Raw genomic sequence first — 254 nt, 5'->3', positions numbered from 1 at the left:
GCGCCGAGCACCTGCAGGGAAAACATACCTTGCGCTGTTGTGGTGTCGATCGGATCGCGCAGGCTCCTGAAATGAGCCCCTGCGGTTTCCAGCTGCTCAATGACGGCAAGCAAGTGGCTGACAGAGCGAGCGAGACGATCAAGCCGCACCACCACCAGAGTTTCTCCGGGGCGGATTCCCTTCAGCAGGCGCATTAATACCGGCCGGCCGCGATCAGCGCCGGAGGCGTGTTCTTCGTGGATAATGGTGCATCC

General features: G+C 61.0%; 1 protein-coding gene. It reads right to left on the bottom strand.

What is annotated here, in order from left to right; genetic code table 11:
• Positions 1-254 (bottom strand): recombinase family protein (locus GUI70_RS23785; RefSeq protein WP_161884608.1); only part of this gene is annotated, 254 nt, incomplete at both ends.

Source organism: Deinococcus alpinitundrae (assembly GCF_009982895.1).
Classification (GTDB): domain Bacteria; phylum Deinococcota; class Deinococci; order Deinococcales; family Deinococcaceae; genus Deinococcus; species Deinococcus alpinitundrae.
The sequence above is the reverse complement of the archived record's forward strand: the minus strand, read 5'-3'. Positions and strand labels throughout refer to the sequence as shown.